Source organism: Listeria rocourtiae FSL F6-920 (genome assembly GCF_000525975.1).
In the GTDB taxonomy this organism is placed as follows: Bacteria; Bacillota; Bacilli; order Lactobacillales; family Listeriaceae; genus Listeria_A; species Listeria_A rocourtiae.
Map to the genome: position 1 here is coordinate 82,056 of NZ_AODK01000005.1, position 25,111 is coordinate 107,166.

Annotated in this window: 23 protein-coding genes, 1 pseudogene and 1 other annotated feature; of the genes and pseudogenes, 1 reads left to right on the forward strand and 23 read right to left on the reverse strand. The window is 41.9% G+C overall.

Going from position 1 to position 25,111, the window contains the following annotated elements; all coding sequences use genetic code 11:
- Positions 1 to 105 precede the first annotated feature (105 nt).
- Together aspS and hisS are read right to left on the reverse strand one after the other, a co-directional pair.
- Positions 106 to 1,875 (reverse strand): aspartate--tRNA ligase, encoded by a 1,770-nt coding sequence (aspS, locus tag PROCOU_RS01875; RefSeq protein WP_036069303.1) that lies wholly within the window; start codon positions 1,873 to 1,875, stop codon positions 106 to 108.
- Complete coding sequence (gene hisS, locus PROCOU_RS01880; RefSeq protein ID WP_036069304.1) at positions 1,872 to 3,161, reverse strand: histidine--tRNA ligase; 1,290 nt, start codon at positions 3,159 to 3,161, stop codon at positions 1,872 to 1,874. Before hisS ends, aspS begins: the two co-directional genes overlap by 4 nt.
- A 339-nt stretch (positions 3,162 to 3,500) precedes the next feature.
- Positions 3,501 to 3,736 (reverse strand) — a binding site (T-box leader).
- A 156-nt stretch (positions 3,737 to 3,892) separates the two neighbouring features.
- Here hisS and PROCOU_RS01885 point away from each other — a divergent pair.
- On the forward strand, positions 3,893 to 5,179 hold the full coding sequence (locus PROCOU_RS01885; protein ID WP_036069305.1) for an N-acetylmuramoyl-L-alanine amidase family protein: 1,287 nt from the start codon (positions 3,893 to 3,895) through the stop codon (positions 5,177 to 5,179).
- Positions 5,180 to 5,237: 58 nt separating this feature from the next.
- Here the strand turns inward: PROCOU_RS01885 and dtd are convergent, their stop codons facing one another.
- The 21 genes and pseudogenes from dtd to obgE form a co-directional block, all read right to left on the reverse strand.
- Positions 5,238 to 5,693: a D-aminoacyl-tRNA deacylase gene (dtd, locus tag PROCOU_RS01890; protein WP_036069306.1), complete on the reverse strand. Its 456-nt coding sequence runs from the start codon at positions 5,691 to 5,693 to the stop codon at positions 5,238 to 5,240.
- 21 nt (positions 5,694 to 5,714) lie between these two features.
- Positions 5,715 to 7,892, reverse strand: a complete 2,178-nt coding sequence (locus tag PROCOU_RS01895) for a RelA/SpoT family protein (RefSeq protein ID WP_244266207.1) — start codon at positions 7,890 to 7,892, stop codon at positions 5,715 to 5,717.
- 205 nt (positions 7,893 to 8,097) lie between these two features.
- Positions 8,098 to 8,619, reverse strand: a complete 522-nt coding sequence (locus PROCOU_RS01900) for an adenine phosphoribosyltransferase (protein WP_036069309.1) — start codon at positions 8,617 to 8,619, stop codon at positions 8,098 to 8,100.
- A complete protein-coding gene (recJ, locus tag PROCOU_RS01905) occupies positions 8,616 to 10,979 on the reverse strand; it encodes a single-stranded-DNA-specific exonuclease RecJ (protein WP_036069310.1) in 2,364 nt (787 codons plus the stop codon). Before recJ ends, PROCOU_RS01900 begins: the two co-directional genes overlap by 4 nt.
- A gap of 85 nt (positions 10,980 to 11,064) precedes the next feature.
- On the reverse strand, positions 11,065 to 11,394 hold the full coding sequence (locus tag PROCOU_RS01910) for a LapA family protein (protein ID WP_036069313.1): 330 nt from the start codon (positions 11,392 to 11,394) through the stop codon (positions 11,065 to 11,067).
- A 49-nt stretch (positions 11,395 to 11,443) separates the two neighbouring features.
- Positions 11,444 to 12,007: a hypothetical protein gene (locus tag PROCOU_RS01915; protein ID WP_036069315.1), complete on the reverse strand. Its 564-nt coding sequence runs from the start codon at positions 12,005 to 12,007 to the stop codon at positions 11,444 to 11,446.
- 88 nt (positions 12,008 to 12,095) lie between these two features.
- Positions 12,096 to 12,353: a hypothetical protein gene (locus tag PROCOU_RS01920; RefSeq protein WP_036069317.1), complete on the reverse strand. Its 258-nt coding sequence runs from the start codon at positions 12,351 to 12,353 to the stop codon at positions 12,096 to 12,098.
- Between the two features lie 131 nt (positions 12,354 to 12,484).
- Positions 12,485 to 14,746 carry a protein translocase subunit SecDF gene (gene secDF / locus PROCOU_RS01925; RefSeq protein ID WP_036069320.1) on the reverse strand — a complete coding sequence of 754 codons (2,262 nt, stop codon included), beginning with the start codon at positions 14,744 to 14,746 and terminating at the stop codon, positions 12,485 to 12,487.
- Between the two features lie 70 nt (positions 14,747 to 14,816).
- On the reverse strand, positions 14,817 to 15,104 hold the full coding sequence (locus PROCOU_RS01930; RefSeq protein ID WP_051994093.1) for a post-transcriptional regulator: 288 nt from the start codon (positions 15,102 to 15,104) through the stop codon (positions 14,817 to 14,819).
- Positions 15,105 to 15,342: 238 nt separating this feature from the next.
- Entirely contained in the window at positions 15,343 to 15,666 is a 324-nt protein-coding gene (yajC, locus tag PROCOU_RS01935; RefSeq protein WP_036069321.1) for a preprotein translocase subunit YajC, read from the reverse strand.
- A 34-nt stretch (positions 15,667 to 15,700) separates the two neighbouring features.
- Positions 15,701 to 16,840: a tRNA guanosine(34) transglycosylase Tgt gene (tgt, locus tag PROCOU_RS01940; RefSeq protein WP_036069322.1), complete on the reverse strand. Its 1,140-nt coding sequence runs from the start codon at positions 16,838 to 16,840 to the stop codon at positions 15,701 to 15,703.
- Positions 16,841 to 16,927: 87 nt separating this feature from the next.
- Entirely contained in the window at positions 16,928 to 17,959 is a 1,032-nt protein-coding gene (gene queA, locus PROCOU_RS01945; protein WP_036069323.1) for a tRNA preQ1(34) S-adenosylmethionine ribosyltransferase-isomerase QueA, read from the reverse strand.
- Between the two features lie 14 nt (positions 17,960 to 17,973).
- Positions 17,974 to 18,975, reverse strand: a complete 1,002-nt coding sequence (gene ruvB, locus PROCOU_RS01950) for a Holliday junction branch migration DNA helicase RuvB (protein WP_036069324.1) — start codon at positions 18,973 to 18,975, stop codon at positions 17,974 to 17,976.
- Positions 18,976 to 18,991: 16 nt separating this feature from the next.
- The gene (gene ruvA / locus PROCOU_RS01955; protein WP_341871239.1) at positions 18,992 to 19,417 is read right to left on the reverse strand and encodes a Holliday junction branch migration protein RuvA; all 426 of its coding nucleotides are present in this window, start codon (positions 19,415 to 19,417) and stop codon (positions 18,992 to 18,994) included.
- Positions 19,317 to 19,628, reverse strand: a complete 312-nt coding sequence (locus PROCOU_RS19010; RefSeq protein WP_341871240.1) for an OB-fold domain-containing protein — start codon at positions 19,626 to 19,628, stop codon at positions 19,317 to 19,319. The genes ruvA and PROCOU_RS19010 overlap by 101 nt, the downstream gene beginning before the upstream one ends.
- 151 nt (positions 19,629 to 19,779) lie before the next feature.
- On the reverse strand, positions 19,780 to 20,718 hold the full coding sequence (locus PROCOU_RS01960; RefSeq protein ID WP_036069325.1) for an L-lactate dehydrogenase: 939 nt from the start codon (positions 20,716 to 20,718) through the stop codon (positions 19,780 to 19,782).
- A gap of 77 nt (positions 20,719 to 20,795) precedes the next feature.
- Positions 20,796 to 20,936, reverse strand: coding sequence for a hypothetical protein (locus PROCOU_RS17665; protein WP_159101171.1), 141 nt, complete (start codon positions 20,934 to 20,936; stop codon positions 20,796 to 20,798).
- Positions 20,937 to 21,501: 565 nt separating this feature from the next.
- Positions 21,502 to 21,759, reverse strand: a complete 258-nt coding sequence (locus PROCOU_RS01965) for a DUF4064 domain-containing protein (RefSeq protein ID WP_159101172.1) — start codon at positions 21,757 to 21,759, stop codon at positions 21,502 to 21,504.
- A 195-nt stretch (positions 21,760 to 21,954) separates the two neighbouring features.
- Positions 21,955 to 22,676: pseudogene (locus PROCOU_RS01970) on the reverse strand (YebC/PmpR family DNA-binding transcriptional regulator).
- 119 nt (positions 22,677 to 22,795) lie between these two features.
- Entirely contained in the window at positions 22,796 to 23,653 is an 858-nt protein-coding gene (gene pheA, locus PROCOU_RS01975; protein ID WP_036069326.1) for a prephenate dehydratase, read from the reverse strand.
- A 17-nt stretch (positions 23,654 to 23,670) separates the two neighbouring features.
- Complete coding sequence (obgE, locus tag PROCOU_RS01980) at positions 23,671 to 24,960, reverse strand: GTPase ObgE (RefSeq protein WP_036069327.1); 1,290 nt, start codon at positions 24,958 to 24,960, stop codon at positions 23,671 to 23,673.
- Positions 24,961 to 25,111 lie beyond the last annotated feature (151 nt).

The window sequence follows — 25,111 nt, forward strand, 5'->3', positions numbered from 1 at the left end:
CATCTCAAAACTGTAGGTAACACACTAAAATAGTGATGCCTACGGTTTTTTGTATGAAAAAAATAGGATTTCACACACAAAATCAAAGTGAGAAATCCTATTTTCTTATTCTGCTTTCTTCGCTTCAACCGCAAGTGCCAACTCAGCCAGCTGCGCCTGGCTTACCTCACTTGGAGCGTTCGTCAATGGATCTGCCGCGCTTCCTGTTTTAGGGAAAGCAATCGTATCGCGCAAGTTATTTCTGCCTGCAAGAATCATGATAATTCGATCCAAGCCAAGTGCAATTCCACCATGTGGCGGCGTTCCAAATTCCAATGCTTCTAGTAAGAAACCGAATTGCTCTGTCGCTTCTTCATCTGTGAATCCGAGCGCTCGGAACATTTGTTGCTGCATTTCTTTTTTATAAATACGTAGAGAACCTCCACCAATTTCATAGCCATTTAGAACGATATCATACGCTTCTGCCATCGCTTTTTCTGGCGCTGTTTCAAGCAATGATGCATCTTGCGGCATTGTGAATGGATGATGGGCAGAAACAAAACGTCCTGCTTCTTCGTCATATTCAAACAACGGCCAATCCGTCACCCATAAAAATGCTAGCTCGCTCTGGTCGATTAAATCGAGGTCTTGGCCAAGCTTCGAACGCAATGCACCCAGAGATGCCGCAACTACTTCTGCTTTATCAGCAACAAATAGTAACAAATCACCAACTTCTGCATCTAAAACATTAGCAACCGCTGCTTGATTTTCTGGTGTGAAGAATTTAGCAATCGGTCCTTTGAAACCATCCTCTTCTACTTTCATCCATGCAAGACCTTTCGCACCATATCTCCCGACAAACTCTCCAAGCGCATCAATATCTTTACGCGAGTAGTTCGCTGCCGCCGCTTTTGCATTGATAGCCTTTACTTCACCGCCGTTTTCAATCGCACTCGTAAACACTTTGAAATCAACATTCGCTACTGCTTCTGCCATGTTTTTCAGTTCTAAACCGAAACGAACGTCGGGTTTGTCACTACCAAAACGATCCATCGCCTCTGCATACGTCATGTGCGGGAATGGTTTATCGATTTTAATGCCTTTTGTTGCTTCAACTACCGCAACTAGCATTTCTTCGGTAATCGCTTGAATCTCTTCTTTCGTCAAAAAACTTGTCTCTAAATCGATTTGTGTAAATTCTGGTTGACGATCCCCGCGCAAATCTTCATCGCGGAAGCAACGTACAATTTGGTAATATTTATCAAAACCAGAAGACATCAATAACTGCTTCAAAATTTGTGGTGATTGCGGTAATGCATAAAAATTACCCGGATATACACGACTTGGTACCAAATAATCACGGGCACCTTCTGGTGTACTCTTAGTCAAATACGGTGTTTCAATATCAAAAAAGCCCATTTGATCTAATTTTTGCCGGAATGTTTTCGTTGCTGTATGACGCATCTGAAAAATCTGGTTCATTTCTGGGCGACGCAAATCTAAATAGCGATACTTCAAACGCAGTTCATCCGATACATTCACACCATCTTCAATATAAAACGGCGGTGTTTTCGAAGCATTCAATACTTCCAATTCCTCAGCTAAAACCTCAATTCGGCCCGTCACCAATTTATCATTTATCGCGCCTTCACTTCTCGCCGCAACCGTCCCGACAACCGTCACCACAAACTCATTACGAACTGTTTCCGCAATTGCTAAAGCATCCGCTGAAAAATCTGGATTGAAAACAACCTGGACTATTCCTTCACGATCACGCAAATCGATAAAAATAAGCCCTCCCAAGTCACGACGTTTTTGTACCCAACCATGTAATATTACTTTTTCTCCGATATGTTTCTCCGTTACATCGCCACAATATAATGTTCTTTTCTTCATTTGTTTTCCCCCTCTAATTCACGCGCTGCTTGTAAACCAGCCACAACAGCTACTAATTCAATTTCTGTTTGCTCGCCTGTTTGCATATTTTTCAGCTTGCCCTTACCATTCTCAAGCTCTGTGTCTCCTAAAACTATCGTGAACCTCGCTTTTTTACGATCAGCATCTTTTAACTGACCTTTCACTTTGCGACCCATATAATCTTTTTCTGCACTAAAACCACTTAATCGCAACTCATTGACCATTGTTACAGCTTTGATTTCAGCACTTTCCGTCGCTGTAATCACATAACAATCCAAATCGCGTGCAGCAGGAAGCTCAATCCCTTCAACATCAAGTGCCGCAAATAAGCGCTCCACACCTAGTCCAAAGCCAACACCCGGCGTTTCTGGTCCATCAAATTCCTGCACTAAGCCATGATAACGACCACCACCGCAAAGTGTGGATTTCGCACCAAAGCCTTCTGCCGTACTCATAATTTCAAATGTAGTATGATTGTAATAATCCAAACCACGAACTAGCGTCGGATCAACCGTATAAACTATACCTAACGCATCCAAATACGTTTTCACCTTCGTGAAATATGCAGTCGATTCTTCGTTTAAAAATTCCAAAATCGACGGTGCTTTCGCGATAAGCGGATGTGCATGATCCACTTTACAATCTAAAATACGCAATGGATTTTTATGCAAACGTACTTGACAATCTGCGCAAAATTCATCGATTTGTGGCTCGAAATGCGCCACGAGAGCATCTTTATGTTTTAAGCGACTTTCTTTATCGCCTAGACTGTTGATAACTAGTTCAATATTTCGCAAACCTAGCTCTTTATAGAACGACATCGCCAAGGAAATAATTTCTGCATCGATTGCCGGGTCATTACTTCCAAGCGCCTCGAGTCCCATTTGCGTAAACTGGCGCTGTCTCGCACCTTGTGGACGTTCATAGCGAAACATCGGACCTGAATAATAGAGTTTCACGGGTTGGTTCACTTGGCCAAATAGTTTATGCTCTACAAATGCACGAACTACGGATGCTGTACCTTCTGGACGCAATGTCAAACTTCTGTTTTTCTTATCTTGAAACGTGTACATCTCTTTCGAAACGATATCCGTTGTATCTCCCACGCCTCGTTGGAATAATTCTGTATGCTCAAAAATTGGTGTCCGAATTTCTTCATATTGAAATTTCTCACATATCGATTGGAAAACGCGTTCTACATAATGCCACTTTTCTACTTCTCCCGGTAAAATATCGCGTGTTCCTCTTGGCAATTTCATTTGCATGCCTTATCCCTCCTAAAATTTGCGAATAGTTGCGTTGGGGTTGAACTGAGTTTGAGTGAACAGTCAGTGTGTATCTTCGGTTGGTTTGTATAGTAGTTATTCCCATTAAGCGACACTGGGGATTACATGCTCAACTGCGTTTGCCTGCACATTGTGGCTCTTGCATCTCTAACTCTTCTTTGTGGTTCCTCGGTTCTTCTTTGTTTTCCGGCGTAAGAGCCACTGGTGGATTACATGCTCACTTTTTTCGCATGCATATTGAGGCTCTAATTCAGCATAGGACACTTCGTAAGAGCCTCAACAACAAAAAAACCCCATCCCTCGTCTTAACTAAATAAAACAAGGGACGAGAGTTAACCCGTGGTACCACCCTAAATTGAGGACAATAATATTCCTCCACTCAAAACAGTTAACGCCTGTCAACGTTCTTACTTACTAAGCGCCTCAACGCCGTTTAGCAAGAAGCCTCTGGAGTGTCTTTTCGACATTTTAACTGCAATCGGTCTCCCAGCCTAAGGACCCATCTCTCTTTACCAGCAAATGCATGTCGTACTTTTCTCCGTCATCGGTCATCTATTAATTACCCTTAAGACTACTAGAATTTGCCTCAAAAGTCAATAATGTTTTGAAAAATAATCGCGAAAATATAGGTTTAATGTTTCATAATGGCTTGTTTTATGATAATCTTTTTATAGGTAGATATTTTTTAGGGGTATAGGTGGTGCACATTGATGAAAAATAAGTTCCTGTTTATAACCGTGCTCTCGTTCTTGCTTATCGGAGCCGGCATTTTGTCTACAATTGCGATGGCAAATGCGAACACGGTACAAGTAAAAGCGGAAGTTTTAAACGTCAGAAGCGGACCAGGACTCGCATTCGACGTCACATCTCAAGTAAGAAAAAACGAAATTCTAAATGTTATTGATGAAGAAAATAAGTGGTATAAAGTTCGCCTTGAAAACGGGCAGAGCGGTTACGTTGCAAGTTGGCTCGTGCAAAATGTCGATGTCAGTGCATCTAGTAACAGTCTCGCTACCGTCACAAGCGATGGTGGCTTAAATGTGCGGAGTAAACCTTCCACCAATGCCACTGTCCTTGGAACTCTAAAAGGTGGCGATCAAATTACTGTCACAAGTCAATCAAATGGCTGGACACAAATTCAATATCAAGGTCAAACCGCATGGGTTAATTCATCGTATATTAAGATGCAGGAATCTGCGACAAAAGAATCCAAAAATCATCTACAAACCGTTACAATACGGTCTAATGGCACAAATATCCGTTCTGGACCTGGTCGAAATAACGATACGATTGAAACCGCCGACGCTGGAACCGTCTATAATATCGATGGTGTTCAAGGCGATTGGTATCAAATCACAACATCATCAGGTAAGCAAGGTTACGTAGCCAACTGGGTTGTCGATGTCTCTACTTCCAAAACCAAGAGTGCGCCAAAATCTAAAACAACATCACTGGCCGAAGCAACAATTGTTATTGACCCTGGTCACGGAGGTAACGATCCTGGCGCTCAAGGACAGAACGGTACCGTTGAAAAGAAAGCAACCTTGAAAACAGCCAAAGCCGTAGCCGCACGTCTAGAACAAAGCGGTGCGAAAGTGATTTTAACGAGAGATAGTGATGAATATGTATCTCTAAAAGATCGCGCCAGAAAAGCAGAGAAACATAATGCCGATGCCTTCATTTCACTTCATTTTGACTCCGTAGAAGATGCAAGCGACGCAAGTGTCAATGGACAAACAACTTATTACTACAAAAACAAAGACCAAAGCTTGGCAGAAAGTATTAACGAAAGCCTAGCAAGTAACTTAACAAGCAAGAACCGAGGTACACGCTCAGGTGATTTCTACGTACTACGCGAAAACACACAGCCATCCGTATTACTGGAGCTAGGATATTTAAGCTCAAGCATTGACGAACAGAAAATGAACTCCAGTAGCTTCCGAGACGACGTGGCCAACGCAATATTCGACGGACTAAGCGGATATTTTAAAAACTAGGTACTAAAAAATGCTAAGACAAGCTTCCAAGCTTTGCCTTAGCATTTTTTAATACTTACTATTTTCCTAGTAACTCCAGCGAATCTAAAATAATCGTCACCGGACCATGATTCACAATACTAACATCCATCATTGCCCCAAAAACCCCAGTCTCAACAACGATTCCCTCAGCCCCAAGCAATTTATTAAACAAGTCATACAAATCTGACGCTACATCAGGAGACGCTGAATTCGTAAAACTAGGTCGCCTCCCCTTCTTCACATCTGCATATAGCGTGAATTGCGAAACACTAAGAATTGCACCGCCAAAATCTTGAATCGATAAATTCATTTTGTCTGTATCATCTTCAAAAATACGCAGTCCAAGAATCTTCTTCACAATATACTTCACGTCTTCTTCCGTATCATCATGTGTGAAACCAACCAGCAGGCAAAGCCCGCCAGCAATTTCCCCTACAATTTCATTATCAATCGTCACACTTGCTTCATAGCAACGTTGCGCCACAACCCGCATTCTAAAATCCCCCAGTCAGTCTTAATTCATTAAACGTCTAACTGTATAGACATCAGGAACTTGCTTGATTTTGTCGACAACCCGTTGCAGATGATTAATATTATGAATTTGAAGCGTTAATACGAGCGTCGCCATTTTGTTATTATCTACTTTTGCGTTAACACCATTAATATTGCTTGTCAGACTGTTTACGACTTGTAAAATATCATTTAGCATACCATTGCGATTATAGCCAAACACCTCGATATCAACGTTGTAATCGGTTTTAGCAGTCATATCCGCGTCTTCCCACTCAACATCAATCAATCGTTCAGTATCTGGACCTGTCACATTCGGGCAATCTTTGCGATGAATCGAAATGCCACGCCCCTTCGTAATGTAACCAACAATTTCATCTCCTGGTACCGGATTACAACAGCGCGATAAACGAATGAGCAGGTTGCCAACACCTTGCACGACAACACCAGCGTTATGTTTGATTTTAAGTCTCTCATTATTACTATCCGCCGGGTTTTTCGCTTTTGCCTCCACTTTATTTAATAACTTCTCTGTTTGCTCCTCAAGTTCCCGCTCACGGCGTTCCTTCTCTGTTAAACGGTTCGCCACCTGAAGCGCCGTAATTCCGTTATAACCAACCGCTGCAAATAAATCATCTTCATGACTAAAATTCAAACGTTCGGCAAGTTTATTAATATTCTCTGTCGTCATCACTTTCTTAGGCTCAAAATCAAGCTGACGCAATTCCTTCTCTACCATATCGCGACCTTTTTCAACGTTTTCTTCCTTCGCTTGACGTTTGAAGAACTGACGAATCTTGTTTTTCGCTTGCGATGTCTGCACCAGTTTCAACCAATCACGACTTGGTCCATACGAATGTTTTGATGTCAAAATTTCAATGATATCGCCTGTTTTTAATTTATAATCAAGCGTAACAATCTTGCCGTTGATTTTGGCACCAATCGTCTTGTTACCAATCTCGGTATGAATCCGGTAAGCAAAATCAAGTGGTACAGAACCATTTGGTAGCTCGAAAACATCTCCTTTTGGAGTAAAGACATAGACAACATCGGTAAATAAATCAAGTTTTAACGATTCCATAAATTCTTCAGCGTTCTCTGACTCATTCTGGTATTCAATGATTTCACGGAACCAGCTCATTTTATTGTCAAAGGACGTTTTCGAATTGATGACTTTTCCTTCTTTGTAAGCCCAATGTGCCGCAACCCCATATTCCGCGATTTGGTGCATTTCAAGTGTCCTAATTTGCACTTCTAACGGTTCACCTTGCGGGCCAATCACCGTCGTATGAAGCGACTGATACATATTGGACTTCGGCATCGCAATATAATCTTTAAAGCGTCCCGGCATTGGTTTCCAACGTGTATGAATAACACCCAAAACAGCATAACAATCCTTTATGCTATCAACCAAAATACGAACCGCTAGTAAATCGTAAATTTCGTTAAATTGCTTGTGTTGCTCTGACATTTTGCGATAAATGGAATAAATATGTTTCGGACGACCAGTGATATCTGCCTTAATATGCAATTCATCCAGATTCTCATTCACACCATCAATCACATCACGCAAATAACGCTCACGCTCTTCCCGCTTCTGCTTCATCAAATGTACAATACGATAATATTGTTGCGGATTCAAATAACGTAAAGCGGTATCCTCTAATTCCCATTTTACGCGAGAAATCCCCAAACGATGAGCAATCGGCGCAAAAATTTCTAACGTCTCATTAGCAATACGGCGCTGTTTCTCGACAGGAAGATGCTTTAACGTGCGCATATTATGCAATCGATCTGCCAATTTCACGAGCATCACGCGAATATCTTGTGCCATAGCGATAAACATTTTGCGGTGATTCTCTGCCTGTTGCTCCTCATGCGATTTATATTTAATTTTCCCGAGCTTCGTTACACCATCCACAATCATTGCAACTTCTGGGCTAAACGCCTCTTCTAAATCTTGCAAAGTAATCGACGTGTCTTCAACAACATCATGCAAAAAACCAGAAGCAACGGTAGCTGGATCCATCTCTAGCTCCACTAATATTCCTGCGACCTGAATAGGATGAATAAAATAAGGTTCTCCCGATTTGCGGAATTGATCCTTGTGCGCCTCACGCGCATAGTCACAAGCTTTTTTGACAAGCGCAAGATGCTCCTCATTCATATAATGAGAAGCCATTTCAATTACTTGATCCGCTGTTAAATTTTTGTTCTTTAGCCATAGTCCCCACACCCTTTTCATCCACGCTAGCTATAAGTATGTAAAAGCACTCACGAATGAGTGCTTTTTAAAATTATTCTTATTTGATATTATAGCATGTTTTACACGACTCATAAAGTAATTTTGTTGCTAGAATCAGAAAAAACGTTTTCCGACAAACATTTTAGAAATTCATCAAAATCAGACGGTCGTAACCTTCTAATTTTTTATGACCTTCAAGCTCTGTTAATTCAATGAGAAAGGCACAACCAGCTACAATGCCACCAAGTTCTTCAACAAGCTTAATTGTTGCTTCAATCGTACCACCTGTCGCTAACAAATCATCTGTGATAAGAACGCGTTGTCCAGGCTTGATTGCATCTTTATGCATCGACAGTTTATTCGTGCCATACTCCAAATCGTACTCCATATCAACCGTTTCACGAGGTAGCTTATTCGGTTTACGAACTGGCGCAAAGCCAATTCCCAATGAATACGCAACGGGACATCCGATAATAAAACCACGCGCTTCTGGTCCAACAATAACATCCACATTCATTTTTTTTGCGTATGCAACAATTTGATCCGTCGCAAATTTATACGCCTCACCATGACTCATCAACGGCGTGATATCTTTAAAAACAATACCTTCTTTTGGCCAATCGTTTACAATCGCTACATAACTTCTTAATTCTTCTAAGTTCATTTTATTGTTTCCTCCAAAATTGAATTCCCCTTCGAATTCATCAGCTTCTCTATCCAATCATACAGTTCGTTATAATTGGAGTAGAGTAATTTCTGTTCCATCGCCATTTGGGATACCCGAGCTTTATAAACTTCCGAGTCCTCCAAATTACGTTTTTCCCCAACTTCTGTCAATCTAATCACGCCATCTTCCATTGTAGCAAAATTTAGATCAAAAAACACGCGCGACATAAAATCAACTTGATCGTCCGTCCAACTAAACTGCTTACAAAGACGTGACATGTTTTGAGCAAGCGGGAAAGGCTGATGTTTCTTGAGCACCGCATACAGTTGTGCAAAATGTTGACGGCTAGGCATCGAGACAATTGCATTCCCATTTTTAGCCTCCACGTGTAAGTAAATTCGATCTGCCTCCGTTTTCATGACTAAGTTTTCCAATAACCCTACATCATCCGGCATATCTGCAAAAATCAAATCCTTTGTCGTCGCATCAAGACAATCATCCACCGACTGAATTTGCGTACAAATAAGATTCGCATTTGTCGCCAGTAATTTCTCACGCGTTCCGTTTTGAAAGCACACAAACACCTTGTCCGTCATACCATCCGTTTGTAATAATTTGTCCCATTCTGCGCGGCCTCTGACATCGAACAACTGCCAATGTCCTATTTTTAAATCAACAATCCGAAGTTGCGGTTTACGCATGTTATTCCATTCATTAATTGATAATTCGCCAACCACATCCACTTTTGCCATTGGAGAAATTTTCTCAACAAGCTCGCCAGTTCCAAATCCAACCGCATCAATCGAAGCACCAGAATCCGACGTAATAGCCGTTTTCAGATGATTCTTGTCCGCGCCAATCCGCTTCGTGCCACTCAAATGAACGCCTTCTAGCGCAAACACTGGTTTTGGATTATCCGTACCAAACGGCGCCAATTTGTTCAACTGCGCGATGAAATCAATCGTTACCATCTCCACTGGAATCGCTTCTTCCACACGCAAAATAGATACAAAATCATCTGGCGACAACGTTTCACGAGCCAAACGCGATAAATTCGAGCGCAAAGCCGCGACATCCGCGACATCGAGCGTCATACCAGCTGCCATAGGATGACCGCCAAACGCTTTTAAAAGCTCCTGATTCCCATCTAACGCTTGATATAAATGAAACGCCTCAATACTCCTCCCCGAGCCTTTTGCAACGCCAGTCACATCATCAATACCCAGTACAATCACCGGTCGTGCATAACGATCCACTAATCGCGAAGCCACAATCCCAACAACGCCAGGATTCCAGCCATTCTTCCCAATAACGAGCACTTCATTTCCTTCACCAAGAAATTCTGCCTCAATCATCGCAATCGCTTCTTCTGAAATCTTTGCTACAATCGCCTGCCGTTCCTTATTGGCATCATCGATTTCCTCTGCTAGAAATGCGGCCTCTTCGGGATCTTCGGTTAACAACAAATCCGCTGCCGGATCAGCAGGTCCCAAACGTCCGACTGCATTCAGACGTGGTGCAATTATGAAACCAATAGTCTCCTCATTCGCCTCAGAAAGTTTCACATTAGCCAACTTTGCTAAAGCAGCCACACCCAAATTCGCATTTTCACGCAAAATACGCAGTCCTTTTTGCACAAATAATCGGTTTTCATCCGTCAACGAAACTAAATCTGCAACCGTCCCAATCGCTACTAAATCTAGCAATTCTGCTGGCTCCTCACCTAACAACGCATGAGCCAGCTTATAAGCGACCCCAACCCCCGCTAAATCAGGGAAGGGATAATTGGACTCCGGATGGCGCGGATGAATCACAGCAACCGCCTCAGGCATCGTTTCTTTTGCTTCATGGTGATCGGTCACAATTACATCCAGTCCAATTGCCTTCGCATGCGCCATCACATCCAGTGCCGAAATCCCATTATCCACCGTAATCAGCAAATCAACACCTGAATCTTTTGCCTGCGTAAAAGCAGCCTTATTCGGACCATAGCCTTCCGAGAACCTATTTGGAATATAGAAATCCACATTCCCGCCAAGTCGACGTAGCGTTTTCAACAAAACAGTCACACTCGTCACGCCATCCGCATCATAGTCCCCATAAATAAGAATCTGTTCCTTCGCATCGATTGCCTGTTTAATACGGTCTACAGCAAGGCCCATCTCCGCAAACAGAAACGGATCATATGCCTCGTACTTATCCGGATTTAAAAATTTATCTAATTGACCAGCAGTCGTGACTTTGCGGCGCGCAAATAACTCCGCCATCGGTAACGAACATTTCAGTTCATCAGCCACTTGTTGCATCGCCACATTATCCGCTGCTTCCATCTGCCATTTATATTTAGAATGAATCATGATTTACCACCCCTCAACCTAACTCATTATACCCAAAAAACATAAAAAAAAACCACCCAAGATTAGGTGGTCTTCTTAATATACATCAAACAGTCGGTTTTGGCGCGCTCTCTGGAACTTCAACTTCCGAAACTTTCACTTTACGCGATTTTTCCGCAGCCAGTTTACGCTCTAATTCTTTTTTATCATTCTCTAGCGTTTTAATCTGCTTTTTCATCGCATTCACTCGAACGATATTTAAGCAGAAGAAAATCAGTCCGCCAAACAATACAGAGCCTAAAATCACTAAAATAAGTGGCCACTCCACTTTTGCAAACAAGAAACTTACCTGTACAGAATCTACATTCACAATCGCAAAAATTGCAATAATAATTGCCAATACGATTCCAACAATCACTTGCCATTGTCCTTTCATCCTAAAAACCTCCTTCATTCTCTATCAAAATACCCGCATAATAACGAGTTTAACCCCATTTAGGCTGTTCATAAAGCAGTGCCAAGTTCTTCAAATCACGCGAATCAAACTTAATATCTATCACCGCCGACAGCTCAAAATGAACCTCACCATAAGACTCCGCGTTATCATCCAAATCATCCATTACGATATGCTCATTCGCAATATGGCGCACATAGCCATTCAATGACTCACGCTCATCATCCTGATCCAAGTACACCGAAATCGTCAATTTTTGATGCATCGCTAACGTCAGCACATTTACCAGCAAATTTCCAAACGTACTTACCGCAAAATCCCCGTGCTGCTCCTGATTTAGTTGATATAGTTGCTCCGCTCGACTAGCACTCTGTCCACCGTTATCGACACGAAAAATCAAATCAAGCCTAGCAATCAAATACCCCGAAGCTCTAGCCTGCAAAGAAACAAGTCGCATAACGACATAATCCTTCGTCACCAACTGCACAAATCCACCATAGCGCTCATCTTTACTCGTCGTATCATTATAAATATACAAAATCGTCTGTGCTTTCATTGCGTTTTTCAATACCCGGCATAAAATCTCTCTGTCCATCAAAATCTCCTCATTTCTTTCAAATCATCTGAGGACGAGCGATCTTCCTATTTCTTCACATGCCTTTTTGTATGCATAAAAAATCCTCCTAAAATGAAAACACCCAAATCGCGCAGTAAATCAGCGTCAAACCACCAGTAATAAAAATCGATTTCATGACATACCAAGGTAAAATCATCAATATCAGCATAACCGCACCAACAATGATGGAAAAGAAAAACGAATCCCATCCATCAAAGCTTGGCCCACCACCGTCTAACCACCCGTTATGCCAATCTTTCGAATAAAATAGCCCCAGCACAACAAGCCCGACACCGATCGCTATTACAACTATCTGCCAAATCATGTTCCCATCGTACTCCTTATATTCCATAAAAAACCGAATGCTTACCTCACCTGAAATTTACTTCTCAGATAAGATACACATTCGGCATTAGACATTGTTGTAAGTCTTGCCGAAAATCCGCTTATCACAGATTATACGACTGGCTGGTCCGTTCTTGAACGTTTTTTCTTCTTCTGTGTTTGGATAACACCTTTTTTCTTCAATTCACGCTTCTTGAATACATACCACAATTGCATAGCCATAAAGATGGATGAGAACACACTGGATACTAATCCAACTAATAGCGCAATCGAGAAATTCAAGATAGATTCATTACCAAAGATAATCAAAGCAATAACCGTGAACAATACTGTCAAAATAGTATTGATTGAACGGATAAACGTTTGACGTAAACCATGATTAACTGCAAATGCAATATCCTCTGGTTTTTTGAAACGGCCCATTTTGTAAGAAACATCCCGAATCCTGTCTGCTGTAACGATTGTATCATTGATGGAATAACCAATAACAGTCAACACTGCCGCAATAAAAGTCAAATCAACTTCAAGTCGGAAAATACTAAAGAAGATGAAAATCATAAAAGCGTCAAACAGTAACGAAAGAATTGTCGCGACACCCATCGATAATTCGAATCGGAAGGCAATATAAACAACGATTAGCAAGGATGCAATAGCAAGCGCCCACAGGCCGTCTTTCGCAAGTTCTTGCCCGACAGTTGGCGTTACCGTACTAATATTAGGCTCTTCACCGTACGCTTTCGTGAAGTGCGTTTTAAACTTAGCAACCTCATCTTGCGTTAGCGCACCTTTATAGCTAATAACCGCCGTCTTATTATTATTCTGGAACGTAATATCATCAGAAGGCATATTAATTTCTTTCAAGTCTTTACTAATTTGCTGCTCCGTTAGCGCACTTGTCGAACTTACCTCTGCGCGCGTACCACTTGCAAAATCAATACCTAGATTCATCTTGAATACTGATAAAATGACAATACCAGCAACAACAATAACAGCAAAAGTCGTCAAGAAAGCACGATGATGTTTCACAAAATCATATCTATCAAAATGCGTTTTCAAGTCGAATGTTTGTTTACCTTCATGTAAATCATGAATATCTTTACGACGAACTGAAAATAAGCCTGGTTTATTATTCAACGCGTTGCTACTTACTAGAAGTCCCATAAGTGCTCTTGAACCCCAAACAGCAGTCAAGAAACTTACCAAGATACTAATAATCAAAACTGTCGCAAAACCTTTAATCGAGCTTGTTCCAAAGTAGAAAAGAACTCCAGCAACAATCAATGTTGAAATATTCCCGTCAAAAATCGCTCGGAAGGACTCTTTCCCACCTGTATCGAATGCTGTTTTTGTAGATTTACCAACCTTGAGTTCTTCCTTTATCCGCTCGTAGGTAATAACATTCGCATCCACTGCCATACCGATACCGAGAATTAACCCAGCGATACCTGGTAAAGTAAGTGTTGCATTCAATAATCCTAAAACTAGCAATACAATATACGTATAAGCTACAAGCGTAATAGAAGCGATAATACCTGGTAAACGGTATACAGCCATCATGAAGATAAAGATTGCCGCAACACCTATTATACCAGCTAAGATTGTTTCTGCTAGTGCATCTTGACCAAACTGCGCCCCAACAGATGTAGAATAAACTTCTGTTAGCTTAACTGGAAGAGCACCAGAGTTCAATAGATTTGCTAATTCTTTCGCAGACTCCATTGTAAAGCTACCAGAGATTTCGACTTTCTTCGTATCCAACTCACGATCTACGTTCGGAGCAGATAAAAATGCAGGATTTTCTTTCACACGTTCTGTCTTATACTTCAAGCCCTCTTTCCAATCCAACCAAATAACTAATTGATTGTCTGGAGCTTTAGCAGCAATTGTTTTTGTTACGTTAGCAAATTTATCCTTACTCTTAAGTTCTAGCGTAACAATTGCTTGATTTTTATCATTTGTGACAGCTTTAGCGCTACCTGGTACAAGGTCACTACCATCCATCATCAGCTTATCGTTAGCATCACGGAACGATAAAACTGCTTGTGTGGAAAGGATTTTACGTGCCTCATTTTGATCAGTGACACCCGCGAGTTGAACACGAATACGGTGACCACTTTCGATAGTAATTATTGGCTCATTAACACCTAACGCGTTAATACGCTGATCAAGTGTTGCCACAGTCTCTTTCATCACGTCATCTGTTACTTTGCTTTTCCCGTCAGCAGGTTTAACTTGATATAAAACCTCGAAGCCACCTTGCAAATCTAGACCGAGATTAATTTTATCAAGAACAGGTTTCATAGTGAAAATAACTGTTCCAAAAATAATTGCTACGATCAGGAAAAATGTAATTATCTTACTTTTCTTTATCATTTCTTTCTAATTCCTCCCTCATCTACTAACAACAGACACCTTTGTAGGCGCCATTACGCTATGTAGAATGCTACTCTTGACCATCTGTTGGTTGTGGCAAAACCTCTTCCTTCGCCACTTCCTCTGGTGGCCCCAATGTTATAAAGTCCATTAATGATGCTATCTTCATTTGTAAAATGTCGTGAATGCGTTGATGCAAACGCGGGTCGCCTTGATCCTTCCAAACAACTTCAACCAAAAAAGACCAAATATGTTCTGCTTCAATTTCGCGGTAACCCATAAGTCTAAAGTCTTCCACACGAATTAAAATTGCCGTTTCCAACTGGTCGTACCATTCTTTGTCGGATCCCATTCTCATTCTCACACCTTCTTTTTCAAACAACATAGATTCATTTTATCTAATTATGAAGTAAATGGGAAGCATAATCTTCGAAAAAGATAATCTTTCTTTACAACCGGTTCAAAAAAAGCACGTATTTTAGTGAAAAATCATTTTTGCACTTGGCGATATTCCTATATACCCACTTATCTAAAAGAAAAAACAAGCCACTTCAAGGACTCTCATCCACGGCTTGTTTTTTTCAAAAAAAGAAAACTTATTTTTTCTCAGCTTCTACGTCCGTTGTTACTTCTTCAACTTCTGCTTCCACTACTTCTTCCTCAACTGCATCTGATTTCGCTAAAACAGTACGAACTGCATTACGATCAAATGTTAGTTGGCTACCCGCACAATCAAGTACAACATTCCCATCTTCAATTGCTACAACTGTTCCGTGCAATCCTCCGATAGTAATGATTTTATCACCTTTAGATAGACCGCTTTGCATCGCGTTTACTTCTTTTTGACGCTTTTGTTGCGGACGAATAAGCAAGAAGTAGAACAATACGATCATTAGTAGTAACGGTATTAACATTGCCATGTCTTTATTCAGCTCCTTTCATTTGTATTCTATATTAGAAATTTTTCGCATTCGGACCATTGAGGCCATACTGCTCAAAAAATTCTTCCCGGAAATCAGCAAGCCGATCATTCATAATAGCGCCACGAACTTGCTCCATTAAGTGTAACAGAAAATGTAGATTATGATAAGTAGTTAGTCGAATTCCAAACGTTTCATCACAACGAATTAAGTGACGAATATAGGCACGCGAGTAATTTTGACATGTGTAACAATCACAATTCTCATCAATTGGGCGAAAATCTCGCGCAAACTTGGCATTTCGAACGACCAAACGACCTTTACTTGTCATGCATGTCCCATTTCTCGCTATGCGCGTTGGAAGTACGCAATCAAACATGTCAACACCACGAATGACCCCATCAATGAGTGCATCAGGTGAACCAACTCCCATCAAATAACGTGGTTTATCCGATGGTAAAAGAGGCGTTGTGTACTCCAATACTTCATTCATAATATCTTTTGGCTCACCAACCGACAACCCACCTATTGAATAACCTGGAAAATCCATCGAAACCAAATCACGTGCACTTTGCTCACGTAAATCTTTGTACGAACCACCTTGCACAATTCCAAAAAGACCTTGGTCATGAGGTCGCGCATGCGCTTTTAAACCACGTTCAGCCCAACGAGACGTTCGTTCGATTGATTTCTTCATATAGTCATGCGTCGCTGGATACGGTGGGCACTCATCAAACGACATCATAATATCTGCTCCAAGCGAGTTTTGAACTTGAATTGCTTTTTCAGGAGAAAGGAACAATTTATCACCATTTAAATGATTGCGAAAGTGAACGCCTTCTTCCTTGATATCACGCATATCGCTCAAGCTAAACACTTGATAACCACCTGAGTCCGTCAAAATCGCCTGATTCCAGTTCATAAATTTATGAAGACCACCAGCTTCTTCAATCAAATCCTCACCCGGGCGTAACCACAAATGATACGTATTGCTCAAAATAATACCCGAACCCATCGCTTTTAGTTCTTCTGGAGACATTGTTTTAACCGTTGCGAGCGTCCCCACTGGCATAAACATAGGCGTGTCAAAAGAACCGTGCGGCGTATGAATTTTGCCTAGACGGGCACCAGTTTGCTTATCTGTTTTTATTAGTTCATAGGTAATCGCAGCCATTTTCTACCTCTTTCTATTTGTTATATCCAAACCTTAGCATATCTAAAAAAGCACCGAAAAACAAGCCTTTTCTAGCAAAAAGTTAAATTAAGCATAAATAAACATCGCATCACCAAAACTAAAGAAGCGATATTCCTGCGCAACCGCATGTTCATAGGCAACCATAATTTTTTCTCGATCCGAAAGTGCACTTACAAGCATAATCAGTGTTGATTTCGGCAAATGAAAATTCGTAATCAGCGCATCGACCGCTTTAAATGTGTAGCCCGGCGATATAAATATTTCCGTCCAGCCACTATCTTCTTGCAGTTTCCCATCAAATTTCGTCGCAATCGTTTCCAGCGTTCGAATGGAAGTCGTCCCAACCGCAACAATTTTGCCACCAGATGCTTTGACGTCTTGTAATTCGTGTGCTGCCTCCGCTGTCAGACGGTAAAATTCCGAGTGCATTTTATGATTCGCTGTATCCTCAGCATCTACAGGTCGAAACGTTCCCAGCCCAACGTGAAGCGTCAAAAACACAACTTTCACGCCTTTTTTGCGAACCTGTTCCAGCAAATCTTGTGTGAAGTGTAATCCAGCTGTTGGCGCTGCTGCCGAACCATTTTCACGCGCAAAAACAGTTTGATACCTGTCCTGATCCGCTAACTGCTCTTTAATATATGGTGGCAAAGGCATTTCGCCTAAACGCTCCAATATCTCATAAAAAATACCGCTATATTCAAACTGCAAAATGCGACCGCCATGCTCTAGTTCTTCCAAGCAGACCGCTGAAAGTTCACCATCACCAAACTGAATACGCATCCCTTTTCGAATCCGCTTTGCTGGCTTCACAAGCGTTTCCCACGCATCGCCTTCTGTCTGTTTTAACAACAAAACTTCAATATGTGCACCCGTTTCCGCCTTTTCCCCATGAAGTCTTGCTGGTAATACACGCGTATCGTTCAAAACTAGCGCATCACCCGCATGCAAATGCTCCAAAATAGCTGGAAAATGTTTGTCCTCTATAGCCCCTGTTTCCTTATTCAATAGCATCAAGCGACTTGACGTCCGATCAAGCAATGGCGTCTGCGCGATTAATTCCTCTGGTAATTCAAAATCAAAATCCTCTACTCTCATTCCGACACACCTTTTCATTCACTTTTCGTTAAACCTAAATGCTCGTAAGCAGCGTCCGTCACCAGTCTTCCCCGTGGTGTACGCTGCAAAAAGCCAATCTGTAACAAATATGGCTCCTGCATATCCTCAATTGTTTCACGCTCTTCACCAATGCTCGCTGCAATCGTATCCAAACCAACTGGCCCACCACGAAACGAGCCAATAATAGTTGCAAGCAACCGCTGATCAATTGTATCTAAGCCTCGCGGATCTACTTGCAAAAGCGTCAATGCTTCGCGCGCCAAACTCTCCGTCACCAAACCATCACTACGAACTTGTGCAAAATCACGCACCCGTTTCAATAGCCGATTCGCAATCCGAGGGGTCCCCCGTGAACGTCTTGCAATCTCAACTGCTCCATACTTCTCCACTTCCGTGTCCAGAATATCCGCCGTCCGTGTCACAATCTCCGTCAACTGCTCTTCCGAATAAAATTCCAAATGATCAATCACGCCAAAGCGATCACGTAAAGGTGCCGATAATTGCCCCGCACGCGTCGTCGCTCCAATCAACGTAAAAGGTGGTAAATCCAGCCGCACCGAACGTGCCGTAGGACCAGTTCCAATCACAATATCCAAACAATAATCTTCCATCGCCGGGTACAAAATTTCTTCAATCGAACGGTTCAATCGATGAATCTCATCAATAAATAACACATCTCCTGGCTCAAGCGTTGTCAAAATCGTCGCTAAGTCCCCAGGGCGCTCAATCGCGGGGCCACTCGTCGTCCGCATTGCCGTCCCCATTTCATTTGCAATCACCATTGCCAACGTCGTCTTGCCAAGCCCTGGTGGTCCGTACAAAAGGACATGATCCAGCGCCTCTTCCCGCTGTTTCGCCGCCTCAATAAAAACTGCTAAATTATGCTTCACTTTTTCTTGCCCAATATATTGCGCCAAGGTCTGTGGGCGAAGACTTTTCTCGAAGGAAATTTCCTCTTGACTTACATTCTCACCAGAAATGATGCGGTCTTCCATATCACATTCCCCTTCCTTACTTCGTCATGAGCTGTAGCGCCAATTTAATGTAATCATTGCTCGTCAACACTTCTTTTTCCAATTTCGGCAACACTTTTTTCAGCTCCCTCGTACTGTAACCAAGCGCTTCAAGTGCCAAAACAGCCTCCTCAAGCGCTGGCGGCAATCCATCAGAAATATCCTTCGTCGCCTTCTGAACCGTAATTTGATCTGCTGCTACATCGGCAAGTTTTCCTTTTAAGTCCAGAATAATCTGACGCGCCGTCTTCTTCCCAACACTAGGGAACTTGGTCAAATAAACATCATCTTCCGCCTCAATCGCTGAAATAAGCGGCACAGGGTCACCCGCAGCAATAATCGCCAATGCACTTTTCGGTCCAATTCCAGACACGCCAAGCAATTTTTTTAAATAAATAGCGCTCTTCTGACGTCTGAAAACCAAACAACGAAATATTATCCTCACGCACATGCTGATATAAATAAACCTTGGTTTCCTTCCCTTCCAAACTTGAGAAAGAAAAAGGATTCCCAGTAATAATTTGATAGCCAATATGACCCGTCTCAATCACAATATACTCCGGAGAAATATCCGTCACTGTACCTTTAATATATTCATACAAAGAAAATGCCCCTCCATCTAAAAATAAATTCACTCCCTCCATGATAGCATAAAAAAGAACATTTGTACTATAAAAAACAGCTTTCCTGATTTTTGAGTTCCCCAAAAGCTAGAGTAATTAAAATAAATGAAAAAGCTTATATGATCTCTCCTAAGTTTTAGAGAAAGATACATATAAGCTATTTTTATCCTAAATGCGTAATATTCTCTGCAATCAACGTAGCGGATGCGTCAAATTGCCCTTGTTCCAGCTCATTTAATGACAATTCAATAATTTCCTTCACGCCATCCTGCGCCAAAACAGCGGGAACACCGATTGCGATACCATGTTTACCATATTCCCCATCTAAAACGCAAGAAACCGCTAAAGCGCGATGACTTCCGCTAAAAATATTGCGACAAATCTCCACAATGGTTCCTGCAATGCCATATTCCGTGCATCCTTTTTGATGATATATCTCAAAACCAGTATCTCTTGCCCGATCACCAATTTCTTTCAAATTGAATTCCGTGCCAAATTTCTCTTTACTATAGGCGTTAATTGACTTGCCATAAACCGACGAATGTGACCAAACCGGAAACTGCGAATCGCCATGTTCTCCAAGTACAAAAGCATCAATACTTTGCGGTGCTACATCTAGCTGCTCTGATAGCAACCGACGCAACCTTGTCGTATCAAGCCAAACACCTGTACCAATCACCCGATGACGCGGCAATCCAGAAAGTTGCCACACCTGATACGTAATAATATCAACTGGATTCGCTGCTACTAAGAAAATCCCCTCAAAACCGTTCGCCATCATTTCTGGAATGATATTCGCGATAATCCGTGAGGTACTTTTTAGCTCATCCAGACGCGTTTGACCTTCTTTCAGCGCCCCAGCTGTCACTGTTATCACTGCGATATCAATGTCCTGACACTCTTTTGCCTCACGGACACTAATCTTCATCATACCATGCGTAAAAGCCGCCGCATCTGCTAAATCCTTGCGATGGCCTTCTACACGCTCCGTATTTAAATCAACAAGCACCAATTCCTCACAAATATTTTGATTCACAAAAGCGTGTGCCGCAGCTGATCCAACATTCCCAGCACCAATAATCATCACTTTTCTTGGCTTCATCCCAATCATTCCTTCCTAACACAATTCTTGTTCCCATTTTACACAGAAACAAGATGAAATGAAAGTAATCAATTCCACTATTTTTGTACAGCTTGCAACATATCCACTTGCGTTGCTCCCGCTCCGATAACTACATCCTGCAATTGATATACAAAATACCCACTCAAACCTAATAATAATGATCCTAATACTGCACCCGTAACAACTAATTTTTTCATCTTCATTCCCTCCATTCATCTAATTTATAAAACTATTCTACCAACAAAATAAAGGATTTTCCTGCGATTCAGATGACATCTACCTTACAATTTTGACACAAAAAGGGGGCTAGACCATAACCCAAATAAATCGGCTCTCAAGCGCTCGCATTGTTGGGATTGTTCGAATAGGTGATGAGTTACAGCCCCAATATGCCTATGAGCAATGCTCATAGGCGGTCCTTCCAGATTTGTGAACAAGAATGCTGTTCTTTTCTACGGTTCTTCTACGCTGGCGCTACGCATAACTTCTTACATGGTCGAGGATGAGACCCTCTCCCTGTTTTCAGTCATCACATACACCAGTATGCTCCGCTTTGTTGGGACTGTTCGAATAAAATGAGTTACAGCCCCAATATGCCTGTGAGCAAAGCGAACATGCAATCCCTTTTTAAATCCCCTTGAATACAAACGCTTTCGCTCGATTTGTGCCAAGCAAGATTTACGTCTTACCCGAAAAAAAAGGGAGTCGTGATATCTTGCTTATTTTTGGTTAGAAATATGTTTTGTTCCGCCTTCCATCCAATTAAAAATCTTCATATGGTGGTTTACGCGATACGCACATAATACCTGAAATTAGCAGTAACACGCCTGGAACAATCCACAGCAATTGAATGAGGATAAAGCCCACGCCACCAACAATAATTAACATAATACCCCAAAGCTTAGGGTTAGCTTTAATCAAACACGCTGCAACAATCGCAAATACAGACATGAAAAACACGAGCACACCAGCTGCCATCATACCAACACTGAAAAGCCCTTGAAAAGTGTCTTCTGGCACAATAGCCGCAACTCCGATTATAAAAAAAACCAAATATAGTTGCTGTAATCGATGCAATCACACCAGTAATCCCACCAACTAATCCTAACACAAATTCTGCTGTTCTATTCATTAAGTTCTCCTTCTTATTTACAAATTTAAAACGTCATAACTATAAAATAAGGTTACACTAATATCCTGACTCTGTAAAGCCACTCAAAGTAAATCAGCATTTGTGTAAACTTCCTGCACATCATCCCTCTAACGCATCAATCATTCGCTCAACCTGCTCTTTTTTATCATCCGACAACTCAATTCACTACTTGAGGAATCATCGACAACTCAGCCGTCACAAACTCATAGCCCACGATACTGAGCGCATCTTTGACACCCGTAAAAGCCGCAGGTTCCGTATAAATCTCAAGCTTCGTCACTGACAATCACGCCATCCGTACCAGCCTCTATTGCCTCCAGCATAAACGTGTCTTCGTCTACCTCCAAACCTTCACGCTCAATCACAATATACCCTTTGCAATCAAACATATAGGCAACACTTCCCGTCTCACCAAAGTTACCACCATTCTTATTAAATGCCACACGCACATTCGCCCAGATACGATTCCGGTTATCCGTTAACACATGTACCAACACCGCAATACCACCAGGTCCGTAACTCTCGTACGTAATCTCATCATAATGCCCGCCACTTTTATTCCCAGCTGCTTTATCAATCGCTCGTTTAATGTTATCATTTGGCATATTAACAGCCTTAGCCCTATAGACTACAAGCCACAACGACGCATTCGTATCTACATCTGTGCCACCATTCGTCGCCACAAAAATTTCCTTTACCAACTTCTGAAAAACTTTGGCTCGTTTGGAATCTTGTGTATTTTTTCGCCCTGAATATTTTTCCACTTTGAATCGCCATGAACTATTACACTCACTTAAAGATTTTGCTTAAAAATCTAGCCTAGTTCGCATGAAACTTCAATGAAAACGATATACACAAAAATCACACCAAGCCCATTTGTGCGGTTCGACGTGATTCTAATTTTTATTTTACTTTTACAGGTAGCCTATATACATGATATGTTCCCAATGTCCGGGTCTTTCCACCAAGTAAAGCAATTTCCTCCAAAGCATTTTGGACTAATTTCGCCTCACCATCAGAAAGCAAATCAATTAAGAAGAAATACTCACCAAGTGACGTTTTTAATGGTCGGGATTCAATTTTACTCATATCAATGTTACGCCAAGCGAATGTTGCTAACACTTTATGAAGCGCTCCCGGCATATTATTTGGTAGAATAACACTGACCGAAGTTTTCTCTTCTTCACGATCCGGTAAGGCAATACTCACAGGATTTCGACTTAAAACAACGAATCGCGTTTGATTCAACTCGATATCCTGCGCATTTTCCTGAACGATTGTAAGTCCATATTGATTAGCAGCCATATAAGGCGCGATAGCCGCTACAAGCTCATCCGGATGCTTGCTCACCCATTCTGCCGCGTAAGCCGTAGAAGGAGTCGTCTCTCGCTCCACTCCGTACAACTCGGTTTGTAAAAACGTATGACATTGCGCAATTGCCTGAGGATGTGACATCACCTTTTGCACAGAATGCCAAGTTTCTTTATTATTTGGGTGGACCATGAGATGTTGCGCAATCGGAACGACAATCTCCGCTACAATTGGCACGCTCGAAATATGGAATAGGTAATCTAGCGTAATATTAACCGTTCCCTCAAGCGTATTTTCAATCGGAACGACTGCTACATCCACATTTCCTTTTTCAATCGCCATGATACAGTCCGGAATCGTTGCATAAGCGATTGCCTCTCCATTCGGGAAAGCACTAACCGCAGCAGAATGCGTAAACGTCGCAACCGGCCCCAAATAACCAACCTTCATAAAAATGCCTCCCTTTATTAATCGATGAATTCAAATTCGAAGTCAAACAGACGAACCGTTTCGCCGTCTTTCGCACCACGTTTACGAAGCGCATCATCGACACCCATCGCACGTAGCTGACGAGAGAATCGTTGGATTGAAGCATCGCGCTCAAAATTAGTCATGGCAAATAACCGCTCTAGCTTCTCACCACTTAGCACATAAACCCCGTCTGGATCACGTGTAATTTCAAAATCAGGCGCCTCCGCTTGATATTTATAAAGCACTGTTTCCTCTTCTTCCTTCTCAAGCAACTCATCAAGTGGAAATTCGGCTGTCGTTTCCAGTTTATCTGCAATTGTAAGCAATAACGGATTCAAACCAGATTTTGTCACCGCAGAAATCGGGAAAATTGGAACCTCTTCCTTCAATTTTCCTTTAAAAATTTCTAACTGCTCGTCAGCGCCTTCCACATCCATCTTATTCGCAACAATGATTTGTGGGCGCTCCATCAAACGCAAATTATATTGCTCTAATTCGCTATTAATCGCCAAATAATCTTCGTATGGATCACGACCTTCAGAAGCTGACATATCAATCACATGAACAATAACACGCGTTCGCTCAATGTGGCGTAAGAACTGGTGTCCGAGTCCAACACCTTGGCTAGCCCCCTCAATTAAACCTGGTAAATCCGCCATAACAAAACTACGACCATCGCCAGTATCCACCATTCCTAAATTCGGCACAATTGTTGTAAAATGATATGCCGCTATTTTCGGACGAGCCGCAGAAACGACAGATAGCAACGTCGATTTACCTACACTTGGGAAGCCAACTAAACCAACATCTGCCAACACTTTCAATTCCAACTGAATCGATCGTTCTTGCCCTGGTTCACCATTTTCCGATAACTCCGGCGCTGGGTTAGCCGAAGTCGCAAAACGTTTATTCCCACGCCCGCCACGCCCAGCTTTTGCAATAACAGCTTGTTGACCGTGTGCAACTAAATCGGCGATAACCTCACCAGTATCAATATCGGATACGACTGTTCCTTGTGGGACTTTAATAATTAAATCATCCGCGCCACGTCCATGCATACTTTTGCTCATGCCATGCTCACCACGCTCCGCTTTAAAACGGCGCTGATAACGAAAGTCAATCAACGTACGTAAACCCTCGTCTACCTCAAAAACAACATCGCCACCATTACCACCATCGCCACCAGCTGGCCCGCCATTTGGAACAAACTTTTCCCGACGAAATGCAACCATTCCATCGCCTCCGTCACCGGCTCTTACATATATCTTAACCTGATCTATAAACATAATCATTCTCCCGTCCAATTTTATATCATCTCTTCATTATAACTAACTTTACTTGTATAGTCATCCTTTTTCGAAAAAATTTTACATTGGAGGGGTTTTCAAATGCTAAAAAGAGTCTAAACCTTAGAACTAACTGGTTTAAACTCTTTTT

Bases quoted from the DNA above. Each gene is read 5' to 3' on its own strand.
- aspS (WP_036069303.1), bottom strand. From the start codon at position 1,875: ATGAAGAAAAGAACATTATATTGTGGCGATGTAACGGAGAAACATATC.
- hisS (WP_036069304.1), bottom strand. From the start codon at position 3,161: ATGCAAATGAAATTGCCAAGAGGAACACGCGATATTTTACCGGGAGAA.
- PROCOU_RS01885 (WP_036069305.1), top strand. From the start codon at position 3,893: ATGAAAAATAAGTTCCTGTTTATAACCGTGCTCTCGTTCTTGCTTATC.
- dtd (WP_036069306.1), bottom strand. From the start codon at position 5,693: ATGCGGGTTGTGGCGCAACGTTGCTATGAAGCAAGTGTGACGATTGAT.
- PROCOU_RS01895 (WP_244266207.1), bottom strand. From the start codon at position 7,892: ATGGCTTCTCATTATATGAATGAGGAGCATCTTGCGCTTGTCAAAAAA.
- PROCOU_RS01900 (WP_036069309.1), bottom strand. From the start codon at position 8,619: ATGAACTTAGAAGAATTAAGAAGTTATGTAGCGATTGTAAACGATTGG.
- recJ (WP_036069310.1), bottom strand. From the start codon at position 10,979: ATGATTCATTCTAAATATAAATGGCAGATGGAAGCAGCGGATAATGTG.
- PROCOU_RS01910 (WP_036069313.1), bottom strand. From the start codon at position 11,394: ATGAAAGGACAATGGCAAGTGATTGTTGGAATCGTATTGGCAATTATT.
- PROCOU_RS01915 (WP_036069315.1), bottom strand. From the start codon at position 12,007: ATGGACAGAGAGATTTTATGCCGGGTATTGAAAAACGCAATGAAAGCA.
- PROCOU_RS01920 (WP_036069317.1), bottom strand. From the start codon at position 12,353: ATGATTTGGCAGATAGTTGTAATAGCGATCGGTGTCGGGCTTGTTGTG.
- secDF (WP_036069320.1), bottom strand. From the start codon at position 14,746: ATGATAAAGAAAAGTAAGATAATTACATTTTTCCTGATCGTAGCAATT.
- PROCOU_RS01930 (WP_051994093.1), bottom strand. From the start codon at position 15,104: ATGAGAATGGGATCCGACAAAGAATGGTACGACCAGTTGGAAACGGCA.
- yajC (WP_036069321.1), bottom strand. From the start codon at position 15,666: ATGGCAATGTTAATACCGTTACTACTAATGATCGTATTGTTCTACTTC.
- tgt (WP_036069322.1), bottom strand. From the start codon at position 16,840: ATGGCTGCGATTACCTATGAACTAATAAAAACAGATAAGCAAACTGGT.
- queA (WP_036069323.1), bottom strand. From the start codon at position 17,959: ATGAGAGTAGAGGATTTTGATTTTGAATTACCAGAGGAATTAATCGCG.
- ruvB (WP_036069324.1), bottom strand. From the start codon at position 18,975: ATGGAAGACCGCATCATTTCTGGTGAGAATGTAAGTCAAGAGGAAATT.
- PROCOU_RS01960 (WP_036069325.1), bottom strand. From the start codon at position 20,718: ATGAAGCCAAGAAAAGTGATGATTATTGGTGCTGGGAATGTTGGATCA.
- PROCOU_RS17665 (WP_159101171.1), bottom strand. From the start codon at position 20,936: ATGAAAAAATTAGTTGTTACGGGTGCAGTATTAGGATCATTATTATTA.
- pheA (WP_036069326.1), bottom strand. From the start codon at position 23,653: ATGAAGGTTGGTTATTTGGGGCCGGTTGCGACGTTTACGCATTCTGCT.
- obgE (WP_036069327.1), bottom strand. From the start codon at position 24,960: ATGTTTATAGATCAGGTTAAGATATATGTAAGAGCCGGTGACGGAGGC.